Raw genomic sequence first — 23,504 nt, 5'->3', positions numbered from 1 at the left:
TATTGTATTTTGCTATATGACTATTTGTATTGGAGCTGAGAATGATGAAAACCGAGATTATAAACAGATTTATCACTTACGCGCAGGTGGACACACAGTCCGATGAAAGCAGCGAAACCTGCCCTTCCACGCCCGGACAACTGACGTTAGCTAATATGCTAGTAGAGGAATTGAAAGCCATCGGCATGCAAGAGGTTACGATGGATGTTAACGGCTATGTCATGGCTACCCTTCCAGCCAATACGGATAAAGAGATCCCAACCATCGGTTTCCTTGCGCATATCGATACAGCAACTGACTTTACTGGCACTAACGTCAAGCCGCAAATTATTGAACAATATGACGGGAACGACATTATCTTAAATGAAGCACAGCGCATCATTATGTCACCGAACGACTTCCCAGAGCTGCACGGCTATAAAGGTCATACGTTGATTACAACAGACGGCACGACACTACTTGGTGCAGACGATAAAGCAGGCATAACTGAGATCATGACAGCGATGGCTCATCTCATTAATCATCCTGAGTTGAAGCACGGTAAAATAAGAGTAGCCTTCACACCTGATGAAGAAATCGGCCGAGGTCCGCATAAGTTTGATGTACAAGCCTTTGATGCGGTCTATGCCTATACAATGGATGGAGGTCCGCTGGGCGAGCTTCAATACGAAAGCTTTAATGCCGCTGGCGCTGTCATTATATGCAAAGGCAAAAACGTGCATCCCGGAACGGCCAAAGGCAAAATGATCAATGCCGCCAAAATGGCGATGGAGCTCCACGCAAAACTGCCGGCTAACGAAACACCTGAGCAGACAGAAGGCCATGAAGGCTTCTACCACCTGTCATCCATTCAAGGCGACGTCGAGCAAACGGAGCTTCATTATTTGATACGTGATCATGACCGCATCCGATTTAATGAAAGAAAGCTGGAGCTAACTCGTATCGTAGAGGAACTGAAAGCGAAGCACGGAGAAGAACGTATTGTGCTTGAAATAAAAGATCAATACTACAATATGAAGGAGAAAATCGAGCCGGTGATCCAAGTCGTAGACATCGCAGAGCAAGCGATGATCAACCTTGGCATTACCCCGCTAATCGAGCCGATTCGCGGCGGCACAGACGGCTCGCAGCTTTCCTACATGGGATTGCCGACTCCGAATATTTTTACCGGCGGAGAAAATTATCATGGCCGATTTGAATATGTATCGGTTAACAATATGGTACAAGCCGTCAATACGATTATTGAAATCGTTAAGCTGTACGAACAAAAAGCTTAATAATCGTCATAAACAAACAGGCTGTCGTCCACATGACGACAGCTGTTTGTTATTTGATGGTTTAGCAAAGCACATCTTCTTCCTGTTCGACGATATCCATCTCAAGATTATTTAGGCCATTGTCTTCCAATACGGCAGCCTTATTGCCGTATTCTTTAATAATATGAATCTCGCCCCATGAGCAGAGGGAGTCCAATATCGATTTTAAGCTCCATCCGTATTCACTGAGCTCATATTCAACCCGCGGCGGGACCTCATTGTAGCTTATTCGATTCACGATGCCATCCTGCTCAAGCTCTCTCAGCTGCTGCGTTAACATCTTTTGTGTTATGGAGGGCATAATACGTTTGAGATCACTCGTTCTTTTTTTGCCATGCGTTAAGTGACAAAGGATTACGCATTTCCATTTGCCTCCAATAACCTCCAAGGTCGCTTCCACTGAAATATTGTATTTTTTCTTAATCATGAATTGTCCTCCCCAATCGAGCTAAAGCCTGCTGCTTATGCATTTATTACTTTTTAGTACCTATAGCACTTCAAAGTACGTACTGTTCATTACTGCCTAAACCCATCATAATAGCACTTACCGGCCGGCAATACCATACAAAAGGGGTTATACAAATGGCTTTAGATAAAAAAAGAAGTACCCTTGCGCTTCTAGCGTTAGCCATAAGCGCCTTTGCGATTGGGACAACAGAGTTCATCAGTGTAGGGCTGCTCCCGCTTATATCTGAAGACTTGAATATATCGGTTACAACATCGGCACTAACCGTTACGTTGTATGCTCTTGGGGTTACTTTTGGAGCTCCAATATTAACATCTTTAACATCTACGATTCCGAGAAAAACATTATTGTTTTGGATCATGATTGTTTTTATTGCTGGGAACAGCCTTGCGGCATCGGCAAGCGGCGTTGGTATTTTACTTACCGCACGCGTCATCTCAGCACTGGCTCATGGCGTATTTATGTCAATTGGCGCTACCATTGCAGCCGATCTCGTTCCCGAGAACCGCAGAGCTAGCGCAATCGCAATTATGTTCTCAGGACTCACTGTAGCTACCGTTACAGGCGTACCGTTAGGCACTTGGATTGGACAGCATATGGGCTGGCGTGCTGCTTTTGTTGGCATAGTTCTTATTGGCGTTATCGCTTTTATTGCCAATATGGTGTTGATTCCTTCCGATCTGCGCAAAGGAACCCGAGTACCGCTGCGCGAGCAGATAAAACTAGTTACGAATGGACGATTGCTGCTTGCATTCGCGATTACTGCTATTGGGTACGGGGGTACGTTTGTTGTCTTTACTTATTTATCCCCGTTGCTTCACGATATAACCGGATTTAAGGAAAGTACGGTAGCGGCCATTCTTTTGGTATACGGCATCGCCATCGCCATCGGCAATGTCATTGGTGGGAAAGCTGCCAACAAAAAGCCGATTACCGCCTTGTTTTACATGTTTATTTTACAGGCTATCATACTCTTTATTCTTACCTTCACCGCGCCGTTTAAAGTGGTTGGTTTAATTACGATTATCTTGATGGGACTATTTGCATTCATGAACGTACCTGGCTTGCAAGTGCATGTCGTGATGCTCGCTGAACGTTATGCGCCGAAGGCGGTAGATGTCGCTTCGGCTGTCAACATCGCTGCGTTTAACGCAGGTATCGCCATTGGCGCGTATTTGGGCGGTGTCGTTACGGACTCGATGGGACTTATTCATACGGCATGGGTTGGCGGATTGATGGTTCTCGGAGCAGTTATTTTGACTGGCTGGGCAAAAGCATTAGAAAAAAAAGATGAAACAAAACAAAAGAGGGTCTCACTATGATCGCAAAACATTTACAGGATACAACTACACTTCACAACGGTGTTCAAATGCCTTGGTTTGGTCTTGGCGTCTTTAAAGTTGAGGATGGCGCGGAGCTGGTTGAGTCCGTCAAAGCAGCGATTAAAAACGGTTACCGCAGTATTGATACTGCAGCTATTTATGGCATTGAAACAGGTGTCGGTCAAGGCATTCGTGAAGCTTTGGCTGAGTATAACGTGACTAGAGGAGAGCTTTTTGTCACATCAAAGGTTTGGAATGCTGATCTCGGATATGAATCTACACTGGCGGCTTACGAAGCTACGCTAAATAAACTCGGTTTAGACTATCTTGACCTGTACCTGATTCATTGGCCTGTAGAAGGCAAATTCCAAGAGGCGTGGAGAGCTTTGGAGACCCTTTACAAGGATAGCCGAGTCAAAGCGATCGGCGTGAGCAATTTCCAGATTCATCATTTGGAGACGTTAATGAAAGATGCTGCCGTTAAACCGATGATCAATCAAGTGGAGCTCCATCCGCAGCTAACGCAGAAAGAGTTAATCGACTATTGCAAGAAACAAGGCATTCAAATCGAAGCATGGTCTCCGCTTATGCAAGGTCAGCTGTTAGATCATCCCGTTCTTAAAGAGATTGCTGAAAAGCATAACAAATCCATTGCTCAAGTCATTCTGCGCTGGGATTTACAGCATGGCATTGTAACGATTCCGAAGTCAACGAAAGAGCATCGCATCATCGAGAACTGTAATGTATTTGATTTTGAACTATCTGAGAGTGAGCTGTCCCGGATAGACGCTCTGAACCAAAATCTTCGGGTGGGTCCAGATCCCGATAACTTTGATTTTTAATATAATAGCGAAACAACAATAGGGCTGTCCCAAACGCAAATATATCTACGTTTGGGACAGCCCTTATTTAATCGTGCCTTATTGCAGGATAATGCGGAATGATATCGAAATGAATGTACGTAAACCATTGCGTAAACCATTGTCTACATATTTTTGGCGGAAATTCGAATGAGATTCAAGTGGAGGGTACTATGGCGAACTTAAACTTTCGAGTAGATGGCACATTCAAAATTGTTCAATTTACCGATCTGCACTGGCAAAACGGGCAGCAGGAGGATTTACAAACCTATTCGCTAATGAAGAACGTCCTGCAAGAAGAATCACCGGATTTGGTGATCTTTACTGGTGACGTTATTTATAGTGAGCATTGTACTGATAGACAAGAGTCCTTTAAAAATGCTGTCAAAGCAGCGGAAGAATTTAATATCCCATGGGCAGCTGTATTTGGCAATCATGATACCGAGGTTGGCACCACCAGAGAAGAGCTTATTCGCTTGCAGCAGGAAAGACCGCTCAGCTTAACAGAAATGGGCCCAAGCCTGGGGGATCGTGCGGGAAATTATGTGCTAGAAATTCATTCTAAAAATAATAGCAGCCCCGCTGCCGCATTATATTTATTGGATTCAGGCGAGTATGCCGATCAACCAGTTGGCGGCTATGCCTGGGTAACTCATAGCCAGATTGGCTGGTACAAGGAGCAATCTGCTCGTTTGACGAAACAAAACAATGATGTGCCACTGCCCTCGCTTGCGTTTTTCCATATCCCTGTGCCCGAATATAACGAGGTATGGAACGAGCATACCTGCTATGGGCAGAAGCACGAGGGCGTAGCGAGCCCAAAAATCAATTCCGGACTTTTCACAGCTTTTCTTGAAATGAAAGATGTCCGCGGTACGTTCGTAGGCCATGATCATATCAATGATTACTGGGGTGAGCTTCACGGCATCCGTCTATGTTATGGAAGAGCTACGGGCTATAACACCTATGGAAAAGAGGGTTTTCCGCGTGGTGCAAGGATCATACAATTGACCGAAGGGGAAGCTGACTTCCAAACATGGCTGAGACTAGATGATGGATCTGTTGTCGTCAATCAGCCAGAACATCTTCCTGAGAAAGTTTAATTGCAACCATTAGGACGATACTAATACGAACCGCCAATGAGAAGACATAACTGATGTAATAATGGTGGAATCTCAACGACGTAGATAGTTTTTATATAAAGTGACACTGTATATCTTAATAGAGCATCCCTGTTGTCGATGGGGGTGCTTCAGATTTTTGCCGATTTAGTTCGCTTTTAACTCTGCGTTAATTCTCATGGCTTCCTCGTAATTTTTAGCAGGTGCCGATATTCTTAGGTCCTTACCTATCAATTGGTTATCATTCATTTTTTCATTCACATATATGTTCAGTTGTGCGAAATTATCCGAGATCATTAGATAACCTAAAGGCTTGTGAACAGGTGTTCCATTTTCATTCTGATGATAAAATAATAAATCTTGATAAAAATCTATATCCCGCAATTGATAATTTTTTGTGTAATCATATTTATTAATAATGAATTGTCCATGAAAGGATGGATCACGGAACAAGGGTTTATATATAGTTCCCTTAACTTTGATTGTTGTTACTTCTCCACTTTCAGGTTTGCCTACGCGATATTCCAAAGCTGGATACTCAAGATCAATCTTTTTTGGGAAATTATATATGAACAGGAATGCAGAAACGGCTACAAGTGGTAATGCTGTACACAACATAATTACTTTTAACCTTCCTTTTGGTGGTTCCATAATACCTCTTCCCGCTTTATGAGCCATGAATTTGAATATCCTTCTCTTACCAATTATCCATTCGATCATTTATATTTATCTATTAGTTAAACTGAAATTTGTTACTTGTGTTCTTTCCATTCGCATTCAGTAAATTTCATTTCTGTGAAAACAGCATTAAATGAAGATTCTTCTGGACTGCAAGCATAAATACCAATCTGAATATTGTCCGCTCCTTCAAAAAGGTGTGCAATACGCATTTGATTATAGTGAATACCATCATAAGAATTTTCAATACAATAATCGCTTTCGCGCCGGCTTAGTCTGTAATACATAAATTTCTTTGTTGCAGGAATATCCGTAGTTGCCCAATCAGAATAACCTAAGTTCGTTACAACACTTCCTAATCTCTGGTATTCTTCATTTTCATATTCAATAGAAGCCTTTATCCAGTTATCACTATTTTGATAGATAATTACGCCGCACTGGTCGAAGCGTTGTTTACTGTCAAATTCCGTTTTTACTAAAAACGAAAAATATTTCTCATTGGTTTTCATTAACAAAGCAGGAGCATTGTTGTTTTGAAAACCATAATAGGTTCTTTGCCAAAAATCTGTTCCAGCTTCTGTTTTAATCACAATTTCTCCATCAGTAATCGTATATTCTTTAGGCTCATGTACCCAGAATAAGTGATCTCTTTGAAATATTGCTTCCATTTTGATTCCTCCATAAATTCTAATTTATCTATTAGCTGAATTAGCAGCAGTATCCTATTTAGGCAAATCGAAATGTAACTAACCTATTTTTCTTATTCGATATTGTATTCTAACTACCCATTACTTAAACGAGGCTACCGATTCATGCCGGCAGCCTCTCCATAGTGTTTGTTAAGTTATAGTTCCCCGTTTTTCTCCCAAAGCTCGATCAATCGACCTTCTGGATCTTCAATCCATATAAACTTCCCAAATTCACTAACCTCTAAGTTCTTTGCAAGTGGTACATCCATATGTTCAAGATGCTTAATAGTCTCGTCTACATTATGTACTTGGAAATTTAACATCACTTGTTGTTCTAATGGAAAATAACTGTCATTCTCACTAAAAAAAGAAAAAATAGTCTCATTTCCGGATTCGGGTTTTATCATCGTCCCATTCCAATTCCCTATTTCAAGCTTCAACACTTCACTGTACCATTTTGTTATCATTTCAAGATTTTTGGTTCTCCAAAATATTCCGCCAAAACCTTTTATCATTGCATCTAACTCCTGTCTGTCATTAGATTTTTAGCTATCCGATTACATTAGATATTCGAGATTTAAATTTAAGTTCCTTTTTCAATTTTCCTGCCCGCGCACAATTTCTCCTAAACTACTACATTATATTTTTCCACATTTGTGCTATACTAGCTTGTCAGCATTTTAGCAACAAATATTGTTCAATTATCAACTAACTCACGAGGTGCATAAATGTCTCAACCGCCAGCTAAGAAGGCGCTTTTGACTGAGCTTGAGAGCCTACGCGCATTTGGCATACTTGCTGTCATTATGATTCACGCGACATCCTCTTCAGTAGTCAATACCGATCGTAACTCCACACTGTTTTTGATTCTTGTCCTATTTAATACGTTATCCAAATTCGCCGTACCTCTCTTCATTCTGATCAGCGGCATATCTCTTTTCTACAATTACAATGATAAACCATTAAACAAACAAACAGCTACGATGTTCTACAAGAAACGCATCACTAAAATTATGCTGCCGTTTCTCCTATTTTCGTTTATGTATTATGCCACTATCATCTATTTCAGATACGGATTTATTAATTTCGAGCAGTTTATCTCTTATTTTCAAACTTGGGATTTTCTCGTTAAATTGCTGATTGGAAAAACCTATGCTCATTTGTATTTTATCTTTATTATTATCCAGTGTTATTTGCTCTTCCCTGTACTTTGGTATGTGATGAGAAAATGGCCGCGTCTCGTCAATTGGCTGATCACAGGTGGACTTCTCATTCAGTGGATTTATATGCTGAACGCCAAGGAAATGGGAATCAAATACGTCACCAGCGGTTTTTTCGCATACAGCTTGTACTTTTGTATCGGGGCTTATATCGGAATCAACTATACGAAGTTTTATGCCTTCTGGGAGCGCAAACGCAGCAGCATTGCTTTACGCAGCACATTAATTGTAGTAGTAGTCATTTCCGGCACGATCAACGTGATCTACTTCTTGCGCGAGGCGCAGGGAAAACTACTATTTAACGATAGCTTTTTGGTCCAAATTAAAAATGAAATTTATATTACTTCGGCATGTTTGCTGCTTATTCATCTAGCCCTTCGGATTAAGGCATCCCGTATGGAATATTTGAAATCGGTGCTTATTCATCTCAGCCATGCATCATTTGGCATGTACTTGCTGCATCCGATGTTCCTCAGATATTACCGTATGATGGATGTGAATGGGAGTCCGCTCGTTTACGGAGCATGGATTGCAGGAGGCTTCTTCCTTGCTTTAATTGGCTCATGGATCATCGTTGCTTGGGCTGGAAAAGTGAAAGGACATTGGATTTTATTCGGACCTATCCCCAAACAGAAATCGCTCGGACAGTAGCCGCAAAGGCTGAATTTAAAACATTTATGTGACGCCCCTCTGCTGAAACAAGGCAAAAGGGGCGTTTTCAATAATTTCCCCCTATGCGCGCCAGGTCTTTTCCGTTAAACTAGAAATTCTGGTATCGGCAGAATCAACTATACTATTGCAGGTTTACCCCTGAAAACTATTGGAGGTTTCTTTTCTAACATGCATAATGAACATCATTCCAATGTCAAAATTGTAACAGCCGACCCAAGCGCCATCGGCTTATTTGGGCTGGCTATCGTTACGCTCGTAGCTTCCTCACAGAAGCTCGGCTTAACTGACGGGCTAAGCCTCGTTATTCCATGGGCGATTTTTCTAGGCGCCTTTGCTCAGCTCTTTGCTTCTATTCAAGATGCAAAACATAACAATACATTCGGTATGACCGCCTTTGGCGCTTATGCTTTCTTCTGGATGGCGATGGCCGGCAGTTGGCTGATCAAGCTCGGTGTGTTCGGCGCTGGGCTGGCTGCAATCGCAGACAGCAAGCAGCTTGGTTTTGCTTTTGTCGGTTATCTCATTTTCTCGCTGCTGATGACTATCGGAGCAGCGGAGACCAATAAAGTATTATTCTTCATCTTCGTTCTAATTGATCTGCTTTTCCTTGGACTGAGCTTCGATGCATTCGGAATAGCACCCGACGTGTTCCACGCACTAGCTGCCTATGCTGAAATGGGTATTGCTCTCCTATCGCTATATGCCGCAGGCGCAGCTGTACTGAATACGCATTTTGGACGTGTGTTTCTGCCAATCGGTCGGCCTTTTGGCATCTTCAAGCCTCGTTCATAATCGGAATCTCATCATTATACAATGTTAAAGCCAGCCGCTCTTCGTGCCGATCCGCGATAGAGCGGCTTTTTCTATGAAAATCAAAAAAAGAGGCAGAGTGCTTAACGACCGCACTCTGCCTCTTTTTGTTCACCGTAAGCTTTATAGCAACTTCACAGCTACCGACGCAGCCGTGCTTTCCTTATTCCTTATTGAATCTTCATAGGTTCTTTTAAAATATTCCACATACAAAACATCGAGCAAATAAAGCTGTGAAATCTTCGCAGATAAGGAACCGCCCTGCAGAGGTCCTTCATTCGCTCCGCACAGCAGCGTCAGATCAGAGTAAGAGGTCAGCGGCGACTTAACGAACCTCGTAATCGAAATGACGGTAGCACCGCTTTCTTTGGCCCTTTTCGCTACTTCAATTGTATCCTTTGTAGAACCGGAATAAGAAATAACGACAGCGACATCCCGGTTCGTCATCAAAGCCGCTGACATCATCTGCAGATGCGAATCGATGCTGCATTCCGTTTTGTTTGTGATACGCATAAATTTGATTTTCGCTTCCATTGCCGTCATTAAGGAGGATCCAACGCCAAAAAATATGACACGTTCCGCTTGGAGCAAATGCTCAATCGCCTGATCCATTTTTTCGTTATCGATTAAGTTATAGGTCTCGTTCAATGCACTTATGTTGGATGACAGCACCTTAGAGGACACTTGATCCATCGTATCATTCATCAGAACCTTGTCCGTGAGCTGCGGTATTTCGTTTTCAGCGGTGATGCTGTGTGCAAGGGCGATTTTAAAATCCTGATACCCTTTATAGCTTAACGACCTGCAAAACCGGAATACGCTGGACTCGCCCACTCCACAGTGATCTGCAAGATCAGTAATCGACATGTAGACGACACCTTCCGAGTTATCCAGAATATAGTCTGCTACTTTCCTTTCGGTATTTGTCAGGTTGTTGTATTTCGAATGAATCGTTGTAAAAATATTGATAGTGCGCAACCGATCACCTCCCTAAATCCTGTCCATTCCGCGTAGAAATAATGATGCCGCACCTAATAAGCCAGCTTTATTTCCAAGAGAAGCCTTTAGGATGTTCACACCCGCAAAGCTCTCCATAATTAAGGCTTTGGTTTGTTTCTCAACCATTCGAACAAGCTCATCCTGCTCCATCACTCCGCCTCCTACAATAATAGCAGGTGGATTGAAAATATGAATGAGTGAAGCCAGACCCGCGGATACCTCGGTCGTCCATGCATGCAATATTTGTTGTAATGGTTCGTTTCCTACCTGTATTTTATCAAAAAAACCTTTTCCGTCTACAATTTCAGGATCAGCTTCTTGAGCCATTCGAATTAAGGCTGTCGTTGAGGCATAAGTTTCATAAAATGATTTGCGCGTGCCGCCATTCTTTTGAGACAATGGACGGGTAAACATATGACCAAATTCAGCAGCTGAGCCGCTCGCACCACGATAGATCTGACGATTTATGACGATGGCTCCGCCAATCCCCGTCCCAAACGTTAAGCATAAAAAATCAGTAAACGACTTTGCTGCTCCAAAACACGCCTCGCCTAAAGCAGCCGCATTCACATCATTTTCAACCTTCACAGGCTTATGGAACCGATCCTCTACGATCTCTCTGACCTTCATGCCTGTATAGCTCGGGATATTCTCATTGGCATACAAGATGCAGCCCTCATCCGCGTTCACTTGTCCGGCCGTACTAATAGCGACAGCATCAAAATGCTGATACGACTCCATTTGGAAAAGAAGTTTTTCCATGAGATGCTTGCCGCCCATATGAGCTTCAGTTGCATACTCCTTGAACTGAGTGATACAGCCTCGTTCATCGCAAATGCCTATCTTCGTATGGGTACCGCCAATATCTGCCGCTAAAATGTTCATTCCCATGGGCTATTCAACAGCCTTTACGAATTTTTTGGTTATTTCCATCGGTCTAGTAATGGAAGATCCCACTACAGCCGAATATATCCCTTGGTCAAATAATCGTTTTAGTTCCTCAGGTGTTGAGATACCGCCCTCCGCAATAATCGGAACGGATATCGTATTCACGAGCTTCTCTATCAACTGAAAATCCGGCAAAACATTATCTTTTGTTGCTTCCGTATAGCCRCTAAGAGTCGTCCCAATAATGTCAAACCCTAGCGCTGCAGCCTCGATAGCTTCAGCATAGGTCGAGCAATCCGCCATAAAGAGCTGATCTTTATACTTATCTCGTAGTAAAGGAAATAATTCCGATATCGTTGAACCGTCCGGCCTCACACGATTTGTTGCATCCATTGCGATGATATCCACGCCTTCGCGGCAAAGTTCATCCACTTCCTTCATCGTAGGGGTGATGAATACGGAAGAGCCCTCATAATCCTTTTTTATAATACCGATGATCGGTAGATCTACCTGTTGCTTAATTTCCCTAATATCCTCTACGCTGTTGGCACGAATTCCTGAAGCACCGCCCAAAAATGCTGCATATGCCATTCTCCCCATAATAAATGGACTATGAAGCGGTTCATCCGGCAAGGCTTGGCAGGAAACGACCAACTTTCTTCTTATCCTATCAAGTACATTTCTATTTCTATTCATTGGGCTCCACTCCACTGCTGTTTTATTTACTCTTTGACTGCTGCTGCCATCTTATAAGCAATATTCGGTTTAAAATCCTGTATCAAAGCTGTGGTCCCGACCATTAAGATTGTAATATTTTTCTTTTTTCCTATTAAGACACAAACAACATATCATAGAAACTCAGCTTTGTAAATTAATTTCACTATTATTATATTTATGAAAAATATTTTCACCACTTGAATTTTGTCCAGCAAGCATTCTGAAAAAACGTTTGGAGTGCATAAGCAAACCAAATGCTGCAAAGATAATAATTTTTAATACAAATACAAAAAAACAGACCACGAAATGGACGTTAATCCACTCAGTGGTCTGTGCATAAAACGAAGCTTTAGCGCAGCATTCTCTAATTATTGAAACAGAATATCGTTCAATACTCTGTAAATTAGCAAAGCACAATCTTTTCTTGTTGCTTCTGCGTTTGTCTTAAAAACAAATGAATCATTTAATCGGCCTATAAGACCTGCTTTTTGAGCTTCATCATAATAGGATTTCGCCCATGCTGGCAGCTCTGCAGAGGTCTCTGCATTGCTGCTTGCCTGATTAGTTGATGTTGGCGCTTGATAACCTGCGTAATGCAGCGCTTTTATAAGCATAGCTACCATTTCTTGATGACTGATCGTTTGATTTGGCTTAAAGCTGCCATCCTCATATCCATCAATAATTCCTGCCTCAACAGATGCGTGGATATTGTTCGAATACCATGCCTTTGAAGCCACATCCTTAAAAGCATTGCTGTTTGTAGAAGCCGACCCTGTAATACCCAGAGCTTTATTCAGCATCGAAGCGAATTCGGCACGGGTTACCTTGTTCTCAGGTTTAAAAGTACCGTCCGGGAAGCCATTCACAACGGTTCGGTTAGCCAGCGCTTGAATGCTCTCTGCATATGCAGAAGAGGCTGGCAAATCTTTAAACACCGTTTTATTTTTGACGATTGTATATATCGAATTGCCTTTTCTGAATAACGAGCCCGTCAACACACCATTCACAAATTCAAATTTTACAGGAACCGAAACAAAGGTGTTGGACAAGGGGTCAAACATTAATCCAGCGAGCTCATTCAGAGTAACACTCGCGCTTTGTACTATAATTGTATGATTTACATATTGGTTGAAATCATTCAACAGGGTTGTTTTCCCAGCATCGATCGCTGACACTTCAAACTTCACTGGCTTGCCAAGCACTTGACTCCCTTTTGGCAAATGATTTGTAAGATTAAGTATGTCTTTATCGTCCACCTGCTCAATCTTCACTGCAATTGATTGAGCGTTTTTATTTACACCTATTGCTGCCAAAAGCGATTGTGTGCTAATCGTCCATGAGCCCGCAGGCGTTGAAATTACAATTTTTCCGTCTTTCGAATAATTGAACAATTTTTGTATACCATCCGTCGGTATTTGAAAAACAATGCTTGATTCATTGCTTAGAGTGACCAATGAAATCGTTTTTGTTTTCTGAAAATCTTCTTTTTCCTGTTCTGATGTCATATAAGAAGTCGAAACATTTACTTTTCCAAAAGATTTTCCATTGCTGTCCTTTTCAATAACAGCTTCCAAACCTTTAGGCTCTAACGGCAGCACAGGACCTGGTGTTCCGATAATGGGACCGCCACCACCGCCGCCACCGCCGCCACCGCCTCCTCCATTACCACTATCATTTGTAATAGAAGGAATGGTCACAATGGTCGCATTGCTTTCAAATTTACCTTCAGCAGCTCTGGACACCATAAGCTTTTCGCCAGGCTTTCCGAAGTTGCCCAGTTTAAGTGTAACTGACGTCGCCCCTGCTGGGACTTTGATCGATCCAATAAGCTGTTGGTTCATTGTATAGACCATAATATATTCGCCGGCATTAACATTATGGACTGTAATCGTATCATCGGCGATTTGGTATTTAACCAGCACGATATCGGCTGGTTTCAGATCAGGAGTAATAAAGTCATCAAAAATTAGATATTGGTAAACAGGAGCTTCTGACTCTCCGCTTTTTTGAACCAGAGCCAAACCCATTGCATCAACAGGCAGCTGCATTTTTGCAACATCCATGGAGTAGGAAGATTTACCGCCTGCTATTTGAGCAATTGCATTGCCAATCAAGCCGTCTTCACCAAATAAATAAAGTTGATAAGTTAAATTTGCAAGCTCTTTGCTTGGCAGCCAGCTTACCTTGCCCTGTATAAATTTAGGATCAGCATTCTGGTCACTAAAATTGAATGCATTAGCGAAATAAGTAGGTACATCCCAAATGATGGTTTTAGCTGGGATTAAGTTCGTTATTTTCTGATTCTTTGGCACAGCATAGACGGCAATGTACTTTGCTGCTGCGGGAATAATAGTTGGGTTAATATCATAACTCAACATATTTTCAACAAAATATTGTTCTGGATATCCATAAATTGGGGCAATTTTATTCCCATTTTCGTTCAGGAAATAGAATTCATATCTTTCAATATTTTCGTAGTCTTTAGCCCGCTGAAAGATAAGACTACCATCCAATTCCCCTGGCTTTTCACCCATATCAACAAACATAACATTGCTTGGAATCATCTGTGTCACGACATGATTCGAAATGGCCTCTACGGCTGCGAACTTATAAATTTTCTTTGCAGTGGATACAAATATAGTTTGATCATTGGACACGTAGGCATCATTAATAGCGAAAGGAATGCCCGTCTTTACTACATAGGAATCTCTGTCATAAATAGCACTTTCGCTAAACACTAAGTGGTCAAAGGCTTGGATTACCCTTTCTGGGTAAGTGCCCAACACCACATTAAAATTATTTTTTGCAAATCTTTTACCACAGTAATGTAAACTGTCTCCATTGATGACGAGTGATCCTGTACAAGAAAATTCCACTACATTATCCTTAGACGTATATGATAGTGTATCGACATTGATTTTATAAATATTGCTATAGCCACCGGCATAAACCGAATTGTCTGTCGGATCGTAATCCGCTGAGCCAAAAGAAGTCTCGCTTGATTGTGTAAATACACGCTTGTCGGTTATCCCATCAGTGACATGAAAATTATGAAACGTGTCTTGCCCCCAATAAAATACATTGGTTCTGGCAGGAAGGACTTTATCCGGGTTTGACGGAATTAGAATTCTCTTTATTTCGGCTTGAATATCATTGGTGTCGAGAACACCAATATGCGTTTCACCTCGGAGCGCAATATAAAGCTTATTATTTCTTAATTCAATATTTACTGGCTTAGATCCTACAAAACGTTTACTAACGAGCGTAAGATTATCTTTATTTATGACAGCCAGTTCATTTGTCTCAGACGACACAAGATAAAGGTACGGTGTTGTATCATCTGTAGTCCAACTGTCAATCTTATAATCAGATTGGATGGAGGTCTTATTATCCGTTGCAAAAGTTAGCGTTGGTGTCGGGACATTTAAATTCAAATCATAAGCTTCAATTTTGTTTTGACTGAAGTCTCTATTTTGAAGATATACGCGCCCATTCTCCCCTATCAGTGCTCTGCTTGCTTCATACGGAAATTTAGCAATCATCAAAAAATGATCCTTGTCGTAAATACCTTGACTTGCAGCTATATATTTTCCCTTCAGATCTAGTAATTGAGAGTCTAAATAGTAGTAATCCCCTACTCTTGGATAAGCTCCATGAATTTCTGCAAGATTGCTTCCGTTTAGTCTGGAACCTCCGAAGAAAATATCTGTCCCGTCAAATAGTATTTTAGGATATGGGAACCCAAAGCCATAGTCGCCAGCATAAGTATCACTGCTTACTATTTCGTTCGTCAAGTAATTTACTGCGTATAAATCAGAACCCGATGATTCTGTCTCACCGATATATAACGTGTGAGTTTGCTCATCCGCTCTTAATACTGAACCRTTTAAAACGGTTGGTTGAAGTAGTGTGCTGACACCTGTTCTACGATCGAGTTTATAAACCTGCTCCCAACCCGTAATTGTATTGGAATAAAAAATAAAATCGGACGTGATTGCCAGATCTTTGGGCTGACCTATCGTCGTTAATAATGCGCCTAATGATTTGGATTGGGCATCAACGACACGAATGCCTGACGCTCCAGAGAGAGTAATAAAAAGCTCGTTGCCGTATTGCTCAATATCTTTTGGCATAGATCCTACAAGAAGTTCTTTGTCTATGGTCAAGTTCTCTGCATTTAAGAAATATAGCTTGTTGGCTTCACTTGATATGGCATAGATTGAACCCGCATTCTCATCATAAACCCAATCGGTTACGGAGGTTTCTAGCGTTACAGCTTGTGAGGGTTTTAATGATGTGTTGCTTGGGTCAGCATAAACGGTGTCTCTTGTCTCCAATGGTCCTGCAATTGGATTTAATAATGTGAGTGCGAACACCAAGAAGAGCAGCTTTCTCTTTAATCCATTCTTAAAAACATTCAACATAGTTACCCTCCGACAATATATTTTTCCTTACTTTACCTATTACGACGCTTAGAGGAAAATCCCTGTCGAATAATAAACCATTTTATAAATATTTGGATTAAAATCACAATAAAGCACAAAAAAGCCCTCCACAAATAGAGGGCTTTCAATAATTTGAAGATTTAGATTTTCTTAACAAATTCCGACTTCAATTTCATAGCGCCAAAGCTATCAATTTTACAATCAATATCATGATCGCCTTCAATCAAACGGATGTTTTTTACTTTTGTGCCTATTTTGATAACGAGCGAGCTTCCTTTAACTTTAAGGTCCTTAATGACCGTTACAGAATCGCCATCGTTCAGCACATTTCCATTCGCATCTTTAATTATTCTTTTATCTTCATCGTTATCGGATTCTGATTGTAAGCTCCACTCATGACTGCATTCTGGACAGATTAGCAGACTGCCATCCTCATACGTGTATTCAGAATTACATTCCGGGCAATTTGGCAAACTAGACATAAATTCATGTCCCCCATTCCTTATTGTACATTCAAGTTCTCCTTGAAGTTGCCTTACAAGTATAGGGGATATTGTCCAATCAATCCACTGCCTCTGTCTATTTCTAAAGCATTACTCTTTAATAAACTCCTTCGTACTGCGAACCGTATCGATTGGACGGACTAATTTTTCGATTTCTTCACGCTTAGGCTCTAGGAAAGGAGGCAGCGATAATTTTTCACCAAGCGTCTCATAAGGCTCATCACCCATAAACCCTGGACCATCCGTTGCAAATTCGAATAAAATTTGCGGAGCCACTCTAGCGTACAACGATTCGAAAAAGTGACGGTTTACATAGCCTGATGACGGTAATCGGAAGCTCTCTAGGCGCTCGATCCATTCATTCAATACGCCGCGGTCTTCTACACGGAATGCTACGTGGTGAACGGTGCCGAAGCCTTGATGCGCTTGTGGAAGTACAGCATTGTATTCTACGATAACTTGAGCTCCGTTTCCGCCTTCACCAACCTCAAATAGATGGAATGAACCGTCTTGGTCAATTTCTTTGAACAACAGTACTTTCTCCAGCATCGTTTTGAAGTTCTCGAAATTAGAAATACGAATGAAGATTGGCCCTAGACCCGTAATCGCGTGCTCTAACGGGATTGGTCCTTTTTCCCAAGGAACTCCTGAAGCTACCCCTTTATTATTTTCATCCGAAATCAATTGATACTGTTGGTCATCAAAGTCAACGAACGAAAGTGATTTCTTGCCAAACATTTCTTGAATACCGGTATGCTTCACATCTAGACGGTTGAAGCGCTCTACCCAGTATTGCAGGGCCGCATCATTCGGAATTCGGAATGAAGTTTTTGAAATTTCGTTCGTTCCATGCACGCCTTTCGGAATATGTGGAAAATCGAAAAATGTCATGTCAGTGCCTGCGTTGCCTTTATCATCTGCAAAAAACAAGTGATACGTTTGAATATCGTCTTGGTTCACCGTTTTTTTCACTAATCGCATGCCTAACACATTTGTAAAAAAGTCATAGTTGCGCTCTGCACTGCTTGTAATTGCCGTAACGTGATGGATACCTTTTAATTGATTCATTATATATTCCTCCATTCAATTTTAGCTTTCCCGTGGTTCATGAATACAAATCATCTTTTAAAAACAATCTTTAATTTAATTATCTTTAATTTAAGATAAATATAACAGGTTTACTTTTCGATGTCAACAAGCCGCCATCTCGCCAAACAAAAAAACAATAAGCCTCGTCCTAATGACTGCGCTCATTGCTTTGTGTTTGTCGATCTATTTATTTAAAGAACACTTTTTCTACATTGTATTTCGCTCTAAATTTGTTTATAAGGTATGTTTCGTAAATCTCGCGATCAACCGAATCCTCATTAACATAAACCTCGATTTTAGTAACCTCATTGCGATGATTTTTCATGACGGATACGGAATCCTCAAAATGTTTTTTGATACGGGGTCTTAGCTTTCGTGCCTTGCCGACAAACAGCAGCTCGTCCTTATCGTTGTAAAACATAAAGAAACCGCCGTGCTCCCTTGTAATCAGGTGAAAATCAGTAAAGCCATAAATATTGCTCAGCTGTGGATTAACCTGCTTGGTTATGGTTACGTCCGGCGCCGGAATCGTTATGTTGATCATAATGGTTCACTTCCTTCTTAGCGTATAGGTCTATATACTATCATAAAACGACAAATGAAAACCATTGGCAATGCAAATTAGGGGCGAATGAGCCGGTATATAGGGCAGCATTGCGTTTACAGGATCATTTCCTCCATAATGGTGGTAATTAGTGAGCTTCAACAATATGAATCATAATGCCCCTATGACAGTAGAATAACAAGGGCTAAAGAGGAGATTGAATCCAATATGGTGAAACAGCCCTTAATACTCATCGTTGAGGATGAGCCTCGAATGCGGGAGCTTGTTGCAGATTATTTGGAAGAAGAGGGCTACCGCATCATACAAGCAGCAAATGGCTATGAAGCGTTGGAGCATGCTCGCCATACGCCGCCTGATCTCGTTGTGCTTGATATTATGATGCCCGGTATAGATGGTTTTGAAGTATGCAAGCAGCTTCGCAGTCACTCCCAGACTATAATTGTTATGCTAACGGCTAGGTCGGAGGAAGAAGATAAGTTATATGGCTACGAATTGGGGGCAGACGATTATGTAACTAAGCCATTTAGCCCCAAAGTATTGATCGCAAAAATTAAAGCCTTATTAAACCGATGGCATGTTCATGATGGGGCCGCAGAGCTGAAGAAGCATCATGATTTGGAAATTAATGAGCAAGCCCATGAAGTTTATCTTTACGGCAAGCTTCTCGAATTGTCGCCAAAAGAATACGAACTGCTGCTGTTCTTCTACCAGCATCCAAATATCGTATTAACAAGAGATACTCTTCTTGATCGCTTATGGGGGATCGATTATTTCGGCGATGCCCGTACAGTCGATACGCAGATTAAACGTCTACGCAAAAAACTAGGAGACAAGGCTGATTACATCCAAACCGTGCGCAACAATGGCTATAAATTTCAAAACAAAACATGAGGTATTTATGAAGAGAGAGCGATTGGATTTCAAAATTTTTTGGGTGACCTTGGTCGCTTTGATGTTATTTATCATTCTTTGGATGGTGCTCCAGACTAAATTTTTCGGAACGTTTTATATCGAGCAGAAGTCGAATGAGCTATCTCAGCAGATGGAAAGCATTTATCATAAGTATGCATCCGGTGTTTATGATCTAAACGTCAAGCCAGAAGAGGTCGTCAGCTTTGAACAACGCTTTTACGGTGTAACAGCCACGTTGTACAAGCAAGGAAACAAAATCGACGTGTATGCTGGGGGCTACAAAGCCATTCCTGCTATACCTGTGACGCCCTCCATCATCCTTAATAATGATTACGATATATCGATTCAACTTGATCCCGAACCTTACGTCCAGCCTCATCTGGATGATAAGAACATTAGAAGCCAACCCCTTGTACCTGCAGCTTATGTTAATCCCTACAGTAATCGGCTGTCAGACGCCATGAGCATTTGGCTGCAAAATAACGACCGATTCAGCACACTATCCCAAACAGGACATGTGAGCGTGACGAAAATATCATCCTTTAATGCTGATAACGAAAACATGCTGATTGCCGCAGTGAAGCTGCCGAATACAGTGAACCATAGAGGCGGAGATGCGTATTTGATTGCGCTGGCTACACTCCAGCCCGTCGGCGATGCCGTTCAAGTTATGAGCCGATTTTATATGTATTTTTACGCGCTTGCTGCCATCCCTATTTTACTGTTTGCTTATTTCCTTTCACGCACCATTACATTGCCGCTGATGCAGCTGAACAAAGTAGCAAAGCGTCTGGCCAAGCTCGATTTCACTGCATTCGTACGTATGAACCGGAAGGATGAAATCGGCCAGCTCGCGGGAACGATGAATAGCCTTGCCCTTAATCTGCAGCAAACGATGGCCGAATTGCAGGAAGCGAATATGAAATTGCTTGATGATATTGAGAAAGAAAAGCAGCTAGAACGCATGCGTAGGCAATTCGTAGCAAGCGTATCACATGAATTAAAAACACCGGTCAGTCTAATCCAAGGTTATGCAGAAGCGCTCCAAGACAATGTAGCAAACGGACTAAAAAGCGATAAATATACGGCCGTGATTATCGAGGAATCGGAGCGAATGGCCCGTCTTGTCGCCGATTTGCTCGATCTATCCCAACTAGAGAGCGGCCGGTTTGCACTGCAATGGTCAACGGTCCCGCTTTATGAAACGGTACAATCGGTACTAACAAAAATGGCTCCACTCTTGCATGAGAAATCCATTCGTCCTCAGCTGATTGGACTAGATGCTGAAGAACTATGGGTGCGATCAGATCGGCAGCGGCTGGAGCAAGTGCTGATCAACCTGCTTGGCAACGCTATACGCCATACCCCCGTTCAAGGAAATCTTGAAATACGTATAAAGACGGAACAGACATCCGCACGGGTAGAGCTTAAAAATGAGGGCATGCCTATTCCCGAAGAGGATCTCCCTTATATTTGGGACACTTTCTATAGAGCCGACCAATCAGGCAGCCGTGAGCTTGGAGGAACCGGCATCGGCTTGTCCATCGTAAAAGCGATTTTACAGCGACATGAAAGTGAGTATGGCGTGTTTAATGAAGTGGATGGTGTAACGTTTTATTTGACCCTTCCTCTACTGGATCATAATTAACTAAGGTCAATTAGCTGAAAATATAACAAAAAAACAGTCTAAACCCCTATCATTCAGGAGTATAGACTGTTTTCGTTTGCAACACGATATCGCCTTTAAACATCACTAAGTATTACTTGGCAATCCTTTATTTCCGAAGAGCATCCGCTGGCTCAGCAGCAATTAGTTTCCGACTAACTATCGTACTCATTAAAAGAATAATGATAAATGTTGAAATGATGGTAATCGCCATTTGCAGGGCTTGTATGATCATTCCGCCCCCTAGCAAAAGGCTATATACATAACTGATGACGAAGAACATTCCGATACTGAGAATCGTTGATGTACTAGCTAAAAGGATGTTTTCAGCAGCTAATATCCCCCTGATCCATCCCTTGTTGTAGCCGAGAGCTGCTAAAATTCCGATCTCACGATATCTAGCGTTTGTTTGTTTAGCAAGCAGTACAATGCTAATAAATAGTGCGATGGATAAAATAAGAATGGACACAGCAAGAAAAAGCTTCTTTACGCTGTTAAAGGTTTTCTCCAGAGCAGCGACTTGCTCCACAGCCGTTTTGGTCGTTATGTTTTGTTTTTCCAAATCCTCTGTTACCGGCACAATATCCGAAAAGCTTGTCACATCATAAGAAACTGAGAATGGCTGCTCTCCTCTCTCATGCCCATACAGTGATTGCTCCACATCGGAGCTGATGAAAAAATCATCATAACCTGCGTTATAGATACCGCTGATTGTGAGAGGGAAACTGTGTCCGTTATATTTTAGCGTTATTCTTTGACCTATGAGCTCACGAATATTATCGGTAAGTTTTCTCCCTACACTTGGCGTAATTGAAATCTCGTTCTCCCCATATCTCGGCATGATGCCATATGACATATTTTCAGTGGCTCTTGGCATGGGTATTTTCTCTTTAAAGCTAACGATCCCTACACTTAGAGTAAGTTCTACGTCCTTGAGTACATATTGATAATAGACATTTTCAATTCTATGATCCTGGCTTAATAGCTTGAATGGATCTTGTTTCTCATTTAACGCGATGTATCCATTATTGAACGCGGTGTTTTTGCCTTTAAAATCAGTAATAGACTGACTCATGATGTTGCTGGATGAGAGTGACACAACAAACAGCGCAATTCCTATTGCAATGACCAAGCTAACTGCCATATAACGAAATAGCCGCACTCTAAAATTTTTAAAAGCACGTTTCCAAATGGATACCTGGGCACGGTTACTCGTATGCCTTGCTTTGATTTGCTTTTGGACTATCGTTTGTTCTGCTGATGTTACTTGAGATGAAATAACCTGTATCTTCCCATTTTGGGTAGACAAAACTTCATCAGCCCACGAACATATCTTTTTATCATGGGTAATGACAACGACCAGCCGATCCCTTGCCACTTCCTTCAAGATATCCATAATTTGATTAGCTAACTCACGATCAAGTGCTCCAGTAGGCTCATCTGCGAATAATATTTGCGGATTATTCACAAGTGCTCTCGCAATCGCTACGCGTTGCTTTTGCCCCCCTGATAGGTTTTCTACTTTTTCTTCTGCCTTCGTTTCGATGCCCAACTCTTTGATTAATGCAAATACCTTATCACGGTTTTCTTGCGCTGATTTTCCATTCAGCTCAGCTGCGAGTAAAATATTTTCCAAAACAGTATAGCCGCTTATTAAATTGTAACTTTGAAAAATAAACCCGATATGGTTTTGTCGGAATTGGCAAAGCTCTGCTGGAGTCATTTCTGTAATTTTCTCATCGCATACCGTAATGTTTCCTTTGTAATTCATATCAAACCCTGCGAGCAGGTTCAATAATGTACTTTTCCCACTGCCTGATGCGCCAAGAATACAAGTAATCCCTGTATCCCGAAACGTATAGCCTATATGGTTTAAAATAGTTTGGTCACCATATTTTTTTGTTACCTCTTCTAAAATAATCATGATCTGTCACCTGACTTCAACGATTTGAATGTATTTACAGTCCCAATCACCATCGTTGTYATCAAGCTGCAAAACCAAGCAATGAGGATTATCAGGCCCGCTTCTATAGCATATGATTTGGCTTCCAAAACACCCGGCGAGCCAGCAATTGAATTCATAGCCATGTTGATGAGTGGAGAGGCCAACACAAATAATACAAATGCTGCTAAGCTAACAAACAAGTATTCCACGAACGTCATTTTTGTTAGATCGCTATTCCTATAGCCGTTTATTTTGAAAATCGCATATTCTCTTTTTCGCATAGCCGCTGTCATGAACGAAATGGCAAACGAAACGATTAGAGACAGAATGCTAATGACAATGACAGCTGAGCCTGATTGTTCTTTMGCCTGAGCATTTAATCGAACCATATCTTCGACCAGTTCAAACCTGCCATTCGGCACAATTCCCATCGCCAGCAGCTCGTCTTTCAATGAAATCATGTCTTCAGCGCTATTTGCTCTCATCGAGAAATTAGACGTTTTGGATTTCATGTTCGCCTGTTCACGCATTTCCATAACTGATGATTTACTGAAAAAGAATGAGTCGTTTACTGGAAACTCCTTAATCTCACCATTAATCTCTACCACAGCTGTTGTATCC

21 protein-coding genes are annotated in these 23,504 nt (G+C 41.6%); 8 read left to right on the top strand and 13 right to left on the bottom strand.

Annotation, left to right across the window (positions count from 1 at the left end):
- Positions 1 to 44: 44 nt before the first annotated feature.
- Positions 45 to 1,277: a peptidase T gene (pepT, locus tag AB4Z17_RS16275; RefSeq protein WP_441912972.1), complete on the top strand. Its 1,233-nt coding sequence runs from the start codon at positions 45 to 47 to the stop codon at positions 1,275 to 1,277.
- 61 nt (positions 1,278 to 1,338) lie between these two features.
- On the opposite strand, the gene AB4Z17_RS16270 is transcribed toward pepT, so the two are convergent.
- Positions 1,339 to 1,743, bottom strand: coding sequence for a winged helix-turn-helix transcriptional regulator (locus AB4Z17_RS16270; RefSeq protein WP_339205642.1), 405 nt, complete (start codon positions 1,741 to 1,743; stop codon positions 1,339 to 1,341).
- A gap of 155 nt (positions 1,744 to 1,898) precedes the next feature.
- Between AB4Z17_RS16270 and AB4Z17_RS16265 the strand changes: the two genes are divergently transcribed.
- The 3 genes from AB4Z17_RS16265 (at position 1,899) to AB4Z17_RS16255 (ending at position 5,067) form a co-directional block, all read left to right on the top strand.
- Positions 1,899 to 3,104 (top strand): MFS transporter, encoded by a 1,206-nt coding sequence (locus AB4Z17_RS16265; protein ID WP_441960861.1) that lies wholly within the window; start codon positions 1,899 to 1,901, stop codon positions 3,102 to 3,104.
- Positions 3,104 to 3,946, top strand: a complete 843-nt coding sequence (locus tag AB4Z17_RS16260) for an aldo/keto reductase (protein ID WP_441960873.1) — start codon at positions 3,104 to 3,106, stop codon at positions 3,944 to 3,946. The genes AB4Z17_RS16265 and AB4Z17_RS16260 overlap by 1 nt, the downstream gene beginning before the upstream one ends.
- Before the next feature lie 191 nt (positions 3,947 to 4,137).
- Entirely contained in the window at positions 4,138 to 5,067 is a 930-nt protein-coding gene (locus AB4Z17_RS16255) for a metallophosphoesterase family protein (RefSeq protein WP_441960859.1), read from the top strand.
- Between the two features lie 165 nt (positions 5,068 to 5,232).
- Here the strand turns inward: AB4Z17_RS16255 and AB4Z17_RS16250 are convergent, their stop codons facing one another.
- The 3 genes from AB4Z17_RS16250 to AB4Z17_RS16240 form a co-directional block, all read right to left on the bottom strand.
- Entirely contained in the window at positions 5,233 to 5,763 is a 531-nt protein-coding gene (locus tag AB4Z17_RS16250) for a hypothetical protein (RefSeq protein WP_441960857.1), read from the bottom strand.
- Positions 5,764 to 5,837: 74 nt separating this feature from the next.
- Positions 5,838 to 6,431, bottom strand: coding sequence for a DUF1349 domain-containing protein (locus AB4Z17_RS16245; RefSeq protein WP_441912944.1), 594 nt, complete (start codon positions 6,429 to 6,431; stop codon positions 5,838 to 5,840).
- 176 nt (positions 6,432 to 6,607) lie between these two features.
- A complete protein-coding gene (locus AB4Z17_RS16240; protein ID WP_441960856.1) occupies positions 6,608 to 6,967 on the bottom strand; it encodes a VOC family protein in 360 nt (119 codons plus the stop codon).
- 213 nt (positions 6,968 to 7,180) lie between these two features.
- On the opposite strand from AB4Z17_RS16240, the gene AB4Z17_RS16235 reads away from it, so the two are divergent.
- Both AB4Z17_RS16235 and AB4Z17_RS16230 read left to right on the top strand, forming a co-directional pair.
- The gene (locus AB4Z17_RS16235; RefSeq protein WP_441960854.1) at positions 7,181 to 8,323 is read left to right on the top strand and encodes an acyltransferase; all 1,143 of its coding nucleotides are present in this window, start codon (positions 7,181 to 7,183) and stop codon (positions 8,321 to 8,323) included.
- Positions 8,324 to 8,512: 189 nt separating this feature from the next.
- Positions 8,513 to 9,136: an acetate uptake transporter gene (locus tag AB4Z17_RS16230; protein WP_441960853.1), complete on the top strand. Its 624-nt coding sequence runs from the start codon at positions 8,513 to 8,515 to the stop codon at positions 9,134 to 9,136.
- 141 nt (positions 9,137 to 9,277) lie between these two features.
- Here AB4Z17_RS16230 and AB4Z17_RS16225 read toward each other — a convergent pair whose 3' ends face one another.
- The 7 genes from AB4Z17_RS16225 to AB4Z17_RS16195 form a co-directional block, all read right to left on the bottom strand.
- Positions 9,278 to 10,132 (bottom strand): MurR/RpiR family transcriptional regulator, encoded by an 855-nt coding sequence (locus AB4Z17_RS16225; RefSeq protein ID WP_441912936.1) that lies wholly within the window; start codon positions 10,130 to 10,132, stop codon positions 9,278 to 9,280.
- A 12-nt stretch (positions 10,133 to 10,144) separates the two neighbouring features.
- Complete coding sequence (locus AB4Z17_RS16220) at positions 10,145 to 11,038, bottom strand: ROK family protein (protein WP_441960851.1); 894 nt, start codon at positions 11,036 to 11,038, stop codon at positions 10,145 to 10,147.
- Between the two features lie 9 nt (positions 11,039 to 11,047).
- The gene (locus AB4Z17_RS16215) at positions 11,048 to 11,737 is read right to left on the bottom strand and encodes an N-acetylmannosamine-6-phosphate 2-epimerase (protein WP_441960849.1); all 690 of its coding nucleotides are present in this window, start codon (positions 11,735 to 11,737) and stop codon (positions 11,048 to 11,050) included.
- Positions 11,738 to 12,126: 389 nt separating this feature from the next.
- A complete protein-coding gene (locus tag AB4Z17_RS16210) occupies positions 12,127 to 16,182 on the bottom strand; it encodes an S-layer homology domain-containing protein (protein ID WP_441960848.1) in 4,056 nt (1,351 codons plus the stop codon).
- 161 nt (positions 16,183 to 16,343) lie between these two features.
- The gene (locus AB4Z17_RS16205; protein ID WP_054025674.1) at positions 16,344 to 16,685 is read right to left on the bottom strand and encodes a zinc ribbon domain-containing protein YjdM; all 342 of its coding nucleotides are present in this window, start codon (positions 16,683 to 16,685) and stop codon (positions 16,344 to 16,346) included.
- 111 nt (positions 16,686 to 16,796) lie between these two features.
- Complete coding sequence (locus AB4Z17_RS16200; protein WP_441912931.1) at positions 16,797 to 17,774, bottom strand: ring-cleaving dioxygenase; 978 nt, start codon at positions 17,772 to 17,774, stop codon at positions 16,797 to 16,799.
- Positions 17,775 to 17,982: 208 nt separating this feature from the next.
- Entirely contained in the window at positions 17,983 to 18,339 is a 357-nt protein-coding gene (locus AB4Z17_RS16195) for a nucleotide excision repair endonuclease (protein WP_076266468.1), read from the bottom strand.
- A 228-nt stretch (positions 18,340 to 18,567) separates the two neighbouring features.
- Between AB4Z17_RS16195 and AB4Z17_RS16190 the strand changes: the two genes are divergently transcribed.
- Together AB4Z17_RS16190 and AB4Z17_RS16185 are read left to right on the top strand one after the other, a co-directional pair.
- Entirely contained in the window at positions 18,568 to 19,251 is a 684-nt protein-coding gene (locus tag AB4Z17_RS16190; protein ID WP_441960847.1) for a response regulator transcription factor, read from the top strand.
- 7 nt (positions 19,252 to 19,258) lie between these two features.
- Positions 19,259 to 20,920 carry a sensor histidine kinase gene (locus tag AB4Z17_RS16185; RefSeq protein ID WP_441960846.1) on the top strand — a complete coding sequence of 554 codons (1,662 nt, stop codon included), beginning with the start codon at positions 19,259 to 19,261 and terminating at the stop codon, positions 20,918 to 20,920.
- A gap of 127 nt (positions 20,921 to 21,047) precedes the next feature.
- Here the strand turns inward: AB4Z17_RS16185 and AB4Z17_RS16180 are convergent, their stop codons facing one another.
- Positions 21,048 to 22,862, bottom strand: coding sequence for an ABC transporter ATP-binding protein/permease (locus tag AB4Z17_RS16180; RefSeq protein ID WP_441960844.1), 1,815 nt, complete (start codon positions 22,860 to 22,862; stop codon positions 21,048 to 21,050).
- Positions 22,859 to 23,504: FtsX-like permease family protein (locus AB4Z17_RS16175; protein WP_441960843.1), on the bottom strand; the 646-nt coding region annotated here is incomplete at its 5' end. The genes AB4Z17_RS16175 and AB4Z17_RS16180, both read right to left, overlap by 4 nt.

Source organism: Paenibacillus sp. TAF43_2 (assembly GCF_052113545.1).
Lineage (GTDB): Bacteria > Bacillota > Bacilli > Paenibacillales > Paenibacillaceae > Pristimantibacillus.
The sequence above is the reverse complement of the archived record's forward strand: the minus strand, read 5'-3'. Positions and strand labels throughout refer to the sequence as shown.

Bases quoted from the DNA above. Each gene is read 5' to 3' on its own strand.
- pepT (WP_441912972.1), top strand. From the start codon at position 45: ATGAAAACCGAGATTATAAACAGATTTATCACTTACGCGCAGGTGGAC.
- AB4Z17_RS16270 (WP_339205642.1), bottom strand. From the start codon at position 1,743: ATGATTAAGAAAAAATACAATATTTCAGTGGAAGCGACCTTGGAGGTT.
- AB4Z17_RS16265 (WP_441960861.1), top strand. From the start codon at position 1,899: ATGGCTTTAGATAAAAAAAGAAGTACCCTTGCGCTTCTAGCGTTAGCC.
- AB4Z17_RS16255 (WP_441960859.1), top strand. From the start codon at position 4,138: ATGGCGAACTTAAACTTTCGAGTAGATGGCACATTCAAAATTGTTCAA.
- AB4Z17_RS16250 (WP_441960857.1), bottom strand. From the start codon at position 5,763: ATGGCTCATAAAGCGGGAAGAGGTATTATGGAACCACCAAAAGGAAGG.
- AB4Z17_RS16245 (WP_441912944.1), bottom strand. From the start codon at position 6,431: ATGGAAGCAATATTTCAAAGAGATCACTTATTCTGGGTACATGAGCCT.
- AB4Z17_RS16240 (WP_441960856.1), bottom strand. From the start codon at position 6,967: ATGATAAAAGGTTTTGGCGGAATATTTTGGAGAACCAAAAATCTTGAA.
- AB4Z17_RS16235 (WP_441960854.1), top strand. From the start codon at position 7,181: ATGTCTCAACCGCCAGCTAAGAAGGCGCTTTTGACTGAGCTTGAGAGC.
- AB4Z17_RS16230 (WP_441960853.1), top strand. From the start codon at position 8,513: ATGCATAATGAACATCATTCCAATGTCAAAATTGTAACAGCCGACCCA.
- AB4Z17_RS16220 (WP_441960851.1), bottom strand. From the start codon at position 11,038: ATGAACATTTTAGCGGCAGATATTGGCGGTACCCATACGAAGATAGGC.
- AB4Z17_RS16205 (WP_054025674.1), bottom strand. From the start codon at position 16,685: ATGTCTAGTTTGCCAAATTGCCCGGAATGTAATTCTGAATACACGTAT.
- AB4Z17_RS16200 (WP_441912931.1), bottom strand. From the start codon at position 17,774: ATGAATCAATTAAAAGGTATCCATCACGTTACGGCAATTACAAGCAGT.
- AB4Z17_RS16195 (WP_076266468.1), bottom strand. From the start codon at position 18,339: ATGATCAACATAACGATTCCGGCGCCGGACGTAACCATAACCAAGCAG.
- AB4Z17_RS16190 (WP_441960847.1), top strand. From the start codon at position 18,568: ATGGTGAAACAGCCCTTAATACTCATCGTTGAGGATGAGCCTCGAATG.
- AB4Z17_RS16185 (WP_441960846.1), top strand. From the start codon at position 19,259: ATGAAGAGAGAGCGATTGGATTTCAAAATTTTTTGGGTGACCTTGGTC.
- AB4Z17_RS16180 (WP_441960844.1), bottom strand. From the start codon at position 22,862: ATGATTATTTTAGAAGAGGTAACAAAAAAATATGGTGACCAAACTATT.